This is a genomic window from Desulfonatronospira sp. (genome assembly GCA_003563255.1).
Classification (GTDB): Bacteria; Desulfobacterota; Desulfovibrionia; order Desulfovibrionales; family Desulfonatronovibrionaceae; genus Desulfonatronospira.
The window spans coordinates 1-5,465 of sequence record PWSL01000013.1 but is presented as its reverse complement, the minus strand read 5'-3'; the positions used below and the strand labels follow the sequence as shown (position 1 = coordinate 5,465).

Here is a 5,465-nt window from a genome sequence, read left to right as displayed (position 1 = left end):
TCAGGGGGCAGATACCGGCCAGGGGACAGTCCCCGCGACACTTTTACTGCACAACTGAAAAGTACAGACGCAAAATTTTGTGAAGCTTCATAATCATCACTTAGCGGGGACAGTCCCCTGGTCTTGTGCCATCAGCCACCACCGAGGTCCCCCTGAATGGTTACGTTTAACTCTACAGCGAGACTAAATAGTTACAAACAAAGAATAATTCGAACAATGGCAGAAGTTCAGCACCTGGCACTGGGACTGTCCCCGCTGAGCACGTGAACTGCAGCCATTTTTGGAGGAAACGGTTTGCAAATCAAGATACAGGCCTTGAACATCGTTTCAGACCTGAAGCGGTGTTTCCGGCCGCTTTTCATATATCACCTTTTTTTCAGCATCCTGGCTGTCATGCTGCTGGCACCCGCCTCGGCCTGGATCACTACCAGGGTCTTGACAACCACCGGCCATCCCATGATCAGCCACCAGGAGATGCTAAACTTTTTCCTGTCCCCTGCGGGACTGGCCTGGGTGCTGGCTGTGGGCACCCTGACCATGCTAATAATCTTTATCCACCATGCAGGGATGATCTACATCTCTTCCAGGTCCTGCAGCAGTCGTTACCGCCTGGCATCCTCGGCCCTGATCCGGGTGGGGCGGAATTTGCCATCCCTGTTGGCCCTGGCCCTTATTCAGGTAGTTGCCCACCTGATCATTGCGGCCCCTTTTGTGCTCATCATGGGCGTGGCCTGGCTCATTTTTCTGGGCGACTATGACCCGTATTTTCTTATCTCCCAGAAGCCGGCCGTTTTCTGGATATATTGCGCTGTCTGTACTCCCGTGGCCCTTGGCATGCTTGTCTGCAACGGGATTCTTTACCTTCGCTGGTTCATGGCCCTGCCATTAGTGCTTCTGGAAAAATCAAGCCCTTTGAATGCATTGAAAAGAAGCTCAGGACTTGCCAGGGGCTATATCAGGCGCATCGCGGTCCTGGTGTTGGCTCTGGCCATCCTGATATTTACCATGCCCGGAATTATAGCTGTCCTTTTTGATACCCTGGGAGGGCTCTTCCTGGGGCTTTTGCCCGAAAAATTCGCTGTCCTGGTTCCTGCGGTACTTTTTTTCATCAGCTTTTACATCATCCTGGCCGTGCTGCTGAGTTTCGCCGGTACAGCGGCCAACAGCCTGCTGATCTTCAACGTTTATAAGGAGATAACCGGCTTCGAACCTTTACGTGAAAGAGCATTTGCCCCGAGACGAAGCAGAATACTGGCCTGGAGCGCTGAACTCATCCTCCTGGCATTCGCCCTGGGCCAGGCCGGCTTCATAGTGCACTCTTTTTTTGATTTCAAGGATCACGTCTACATAAGCGCCCACAGAGGCAGCTCCATGCTGGCTCCGGAAAACACCATCCCGGCCATTGAAAGGGCCATTGTCGATGGCGCTGATTACGTGGAAATAGATGTCCGCCTTACTGCTGACAACGTACCCGTACTGCTGCACGACCGGGATCTGCGCCGGGTGGCCGGCAAGCCGGTGCCCATCTGGGAGCTGGACCTGAAAGAGGTGCAGCGCCTGGACGCCGGCTCCTGGTTTCATCCCAGGTTTGCAGGGGTGGGCATCCCCACCCTGGAGGAAGTCATCGAGGTAGTGGGTGACCGGGCCAGGATCTACCTGGAAATAAAGCCCAGCCGGCACACCCCGGATCTGACCCGCATCGTGGTGGAGCTTTTGCAGGAAAAGGACTACGTGGACCAGGTCCTTCTGGGGGCAATGGATCCCGAGGTCCTGAGGGAAGCCAGAAACCTGGAGCCAAAGCTTCGTACTTCTCTTTTTGTACATACGGCCATAGGCGAACCGGACCGGAGCCTCCTGGACGCCCTGGGGCTGCGGGCAGCCATAACCACGGTGAGAGATATCCAGAGGGCCCACCGGCACGGCCATGAACTGCACGTCTGGACAGTGAACGACAGGCGGGAGATGTCCAGGTTCATAGACATGGGCGTGGACAATATCATTACTGACCGCCCCGAGGTCCTGGCCGAACTGCTCCGGGAACGGGCAGAGCTGTCCAATGCCCAGCTGCTTCTGGTAAAGCTGCGCCACTGGCTACGGGACTAAGATTGTTTTCTGCATCAGGACCACATTGGGGGCGGGTATCTCGCAGTTCCACCCGAATATCCATGCCAGGACCTCGAAGGTCCTGGCCCGGTAAAAAACTACGTGCGTGGGATCACGGCGGTAATACCACTGCCCGAAGTCCTGTGAATCATCCAGAAAACAGGTCATGATCCCCAGCCCCCCGCCGGGACGAAGCAGTTGATCCAGAAGGACGAATTCCCGGTAAGGCCGGTGAAAATGTTCCGCGGTTTCGCTGCAGGCAATAAAGTCATACTGCTTTTGCAGGGACTCTTTGCCGGGATAAAAAAAAGGATCGTAAAGTTCCACGTGGTGCCCGGCCTCATTAAGCATCATGGCCAGGGCCGGACCTGGTCCGCAGCCGTAATCCAGGCCCAGGCTCGGGGTGGAAAATTTTTGCAGCAAAGGGTCTGCCAGCCTGCTCAGAAACCTTATGTAACCGGCATCGGCCGGATCATTTCTGTGCTCAAGGTAGCGCTGCATTTCCTCTCTGGCACCGGGCAGGCGGGATTCATCCATAAAAACCGCTTCGCACCAGGGGCAACCCCAGTACAAAAGCTCTCCCTGCTGATAACATACCTCTGGATCTCGCCCGAGGCATATCCGGCAATGCATATCCATTTGACTTTACTCCCCGTTTCTGTGACCAGTACCTGACATTGCTAACAGGAAAATATACACATATGCCTGACCCACAAAAACACGACATGCACGGCCTGCACGACTCCGGATTTCTACCCTTAAGGCGCGAACTGATGCGCAAGTCCCTGCATGTTCTGGCCCTGGTCATTCCGGCCACCATGCTTTTTCTGGGAAAACCGCCCTCAATATTTATCTTTGGGGGCTTAGCCCTTCTGGGTGTTGCCCTGGATATCTTGAGGGCCGGCAAAGCCCCTGTGAATCACTGGATTGTAAATTTTTTCGGCTCTCTTATGCGCCCCAGGGAAAAAGAACTGCCGCAGGGCAGGGTGGTTGTCAACGGTGCAACCTGGGCCATGCTCTCAGCCTTTATCCTGATCCTGGTTTTTCCGGTGCAGGTGGCTGCTTTTGCCTTTACCATCTTCATGCTGGGAGACGCCGCCGCTGCCCTGGCCGGTCGCCGTCTGGGCCGCATCCATCTGGGCAGAAGCCCCAAAACTTTGGAAGGCTCCCTGGCCTTTCTGGGCACCGCCCTGCTCATCTCCCTGGTTTTTCCCGGAATAAACTTCTGGCATGGTGCAGCCTCGTCCCTGGCCGCCTGCATTGCCGAAGCCCTGCCCCGGCCCCTGGACGACAACCTGCGTGTTCCCCTGGTTGCAGCCGCGATCATGCTGGCTGCGCAACAGCTTTAACCCTTCCTGCATCTGTGCCTCTGAGTTGACTATCCATGAAAACCTGTACTAATAAATCACTATCACTACAGCGACACTTTGTGTAAATTTTTTCATCTGGGCCACCGGGGACAGGCACCCGGCACTTATTTTCCTAAGGAAGCCTTACGGATTATTATAATAAGTGCGGGGAGCCAGTCCCCTTCGAGTTCAAATAAAGTGTCGCAGTAGTTCTATAGGCCATTATTTCCCTCAAGTCCATCCAACCGGGCCAGGTCTGCTTATACACCACTCCTTGTGGCTTCCTTAATCGACTTACGCAGTATACCCCGGCCCAAAAGTAATATCGAACCATGTATAGCTTACTCCAGGAGGACCGCAATGCAGATATTTTACTTGGCCCTGGCCTCTTTTCTTATCTTGAACATACTGGCTGGACTGTGGAGGGTCATTCAGGGCCCGACCCCGGCTGACCGCATGGTCTCAGCGCAGCTCTTCGGCACCACCGGGGTGGCCATACTGCTGGTCCTGGCCCAGGCCCTTGAAGCACCCTATATCCGCAATGCAGCCCTGCTTTTTGCCCTGCTCATGATCATGGCCGTTTTATCCTTTGTGCGCAAAACAGCCCCGCAGCAAAGCCAGGCAGGAGATGAAAAATGATATTCGACATTTTAAGCATTATCCTGTGCCTGGCCGGGGCCTTTTTTTTTCTGGGGGGGACCGTGGGGCTCCTGCGCTTTCCGGACAATTACAGCCGCCTGCATGCCCTGACCAAGGCCGACAATCTGGGCCTTGGCTTTATAGTTCTGGGACTGGTTTTCGCAAGCGCAACCCTGCCTGAGATTATCAAGCTGGGGCTCATCTGGCTGCTGGCCCTGGTGGGCAGTTCCAGTGCCTGTTACTTCATCGGCAATTATATTTATCACACGCCCTCCCAGGAGGAGGAGTAATTGGCTCTGTTTCTGGACGTTCTGGTGGCCTTCGCCCTGGTGGCCACCGCCTGGAGGATAATGCGCGCTCCGGGCCACTTCCAGGCAGTGGTGCTCTTTATCACCTTCGGGCTTCTTTTGTCCCTGGCCTGGGCCAGGCTGAATTCTCCGGACATCGCCCTGGCCGAGGCCGCCGTGGGGGCGGGTCTGGCCGGGGTGCTGCTTTTAGATACCCTGCGGGCCGTGGCCCAGCCTGGTAAAGTCAAAACCGGGGCGCATTTTTCCTGGCTGCTTTTGCCCTGCCTGCTTCTGGCCGGTCTTCTTTCCCTGTCCATCATACACATTGAGCCTGACTCCCAGGGGCTGATCCGGGCGGTGGAGGCAGGCATGCAGGCCACCAGCCTGGAATACCCGGTCACGGCTGTACTTCTGGATTTCAGGGGCTACGATACCTGGCTGGAACTGGGGGTATTGCTGGCAGCGGTCATGGGGCTTCTGTGCGTACGCCGTAAAGAAAGTATCCGCTCCCCCCTGCTGCCTGCCCCGGCCGAACCGGTGGGGCGCTGGCTCATAAGTATCCTCTTGCCTCTTATCCTCCTGGTGGGAGGTTTTCTCCTCTGGCTGGGGGCTTTTGCCCCGGGAGGGGCATTTCAGGCCGGAGTTGTCTGGGCTGCGGGCGGAGTGCTTCTCTGGCAGGCCGGGCACCCATCCCTGGGAGCTTTGCCGGTAAGCCTGTGGCGCATAAGCGCGGTGCTGGGCTTTGCCCTTTTCTGGCTTCTGGCGGCAGCGGCCCTGCTTCGAAATGAACCAATGCTCACCCACCCCCAGGCCAAGGCCTGGATCCTGGCTGTAGAATATGCTGCAGCCCTGTCCATTGCGGTATGCCTGACCAGCCTGACTATTGGTGGACAGAAGTCAGAGGTCAGGGGTCGGGGGTCGGATGTCGGAAGTCGGAAGTCGGAAGTCAGAGGTCAGAGGTCAGGGGGCAGAAGTCAGATAACAAATAACAAATAACAAATAACAAATAACAAATAACAAATAACAAATAACCGATAACCGATAACATAGTACAAGCGGATAAAGTCATGCATGGTTTCTACATATA

6 protein-coding genes are annotated in these 5,465 nt (G+C 55.6%); 5 read left to right on the top strand and 1 reads right to left on the bottom strand.

Annotated features, from left to right (window positions below):
• Positions 1-294: 294 nt before the first annotated feature.
• The gene (locus QZP87_RS00495; protein WP_291320967.1) at positions 295-2,103 is read left to right on the top strand and encodes a glycerophosphodiester phosphodiesterase family protein; all 1,809 of its coding nucleotides are present in this window, start codon (positions 295-297) and stop codon (positions 2,101-2,103) included.
• Here QZP87_RS00495 and QZP87_RS00490 read toward each other — a convergent pair.
• Positions 2,092-2,742 (bottom strand): class I SAM-dependent methyltransferase, encoded by a 651-nt coding sequence (locus tag QZP87_RS00490; RefSeq protein ID WP_291320966.1) that lies wholly within the window; start codon positions 2,740-2,742, stop codon positions 2,092-2,094. The genes QZP87_RS00495 and QZP87_RS00490 overlap by 12 nt on opposite strands.
• 62 nt (positions 2,743-2,804) lie before the next feature.
• Here QZP87_RS00490 and QZP87_RS00485 point away from each other — a divergent pair, with 62 nt between their 5' ends.
• The 4 genes from QZP87_RS00485 (at position 2,805) to QZP87_RS00470 (ending at position 5,374) form a co-directional block, all read left to right on the top strand.
• Positions 2,805-3,452, top strand: coding sequence for a hypothetical protein (locus tag QZP87_RS00485; protein ID WP_291320965.1), 648 nt, complete (start codon positions 2,805-2,807; stop codon positions 3,450-3,452).
• A 360-nt stretch (positions 3,453-3,812) separates the two neighbouring features.
• Positions 3,813-4,091, top strand: coding sequence for a monovalent cation/H+ antiporter complex subunit F (locus QZP87_RS00480; RefSeq protein ID WP_291320964.1), 279 nt, complete (start codon positions 3,813-3,815; stop codon positions 4,089-4,091).
• Positions 4,088-4,381, top strand: a complete 294-nt coding sequence (locus tag QZP87_RS00475; RefSeq protein WP_287044334.1) for a monovalent cation/H(+) antiporter subunit G — start codon at positions 4,088-4,090, stop codon at positions 4,379-4,381. Before QZP87_RS00480 ends, QZP87_RS00475 begins: the two co-directional genes overlap by 4 nt.
• Complete coding sequence (locus QZP87_RS00470) at positions 4,382-5,374, top strand: hydrogenase subunit MbhD domain-containing protein (RefSeq protein WP_291320963.1); 993 nt, start codon at positions 4,382-4,384, stop codon at positions 5,372-5,374. It abuts the gene before it with no gap.
• Positions 5,375-5,465 lie beyond the last annotated feature (91 nt).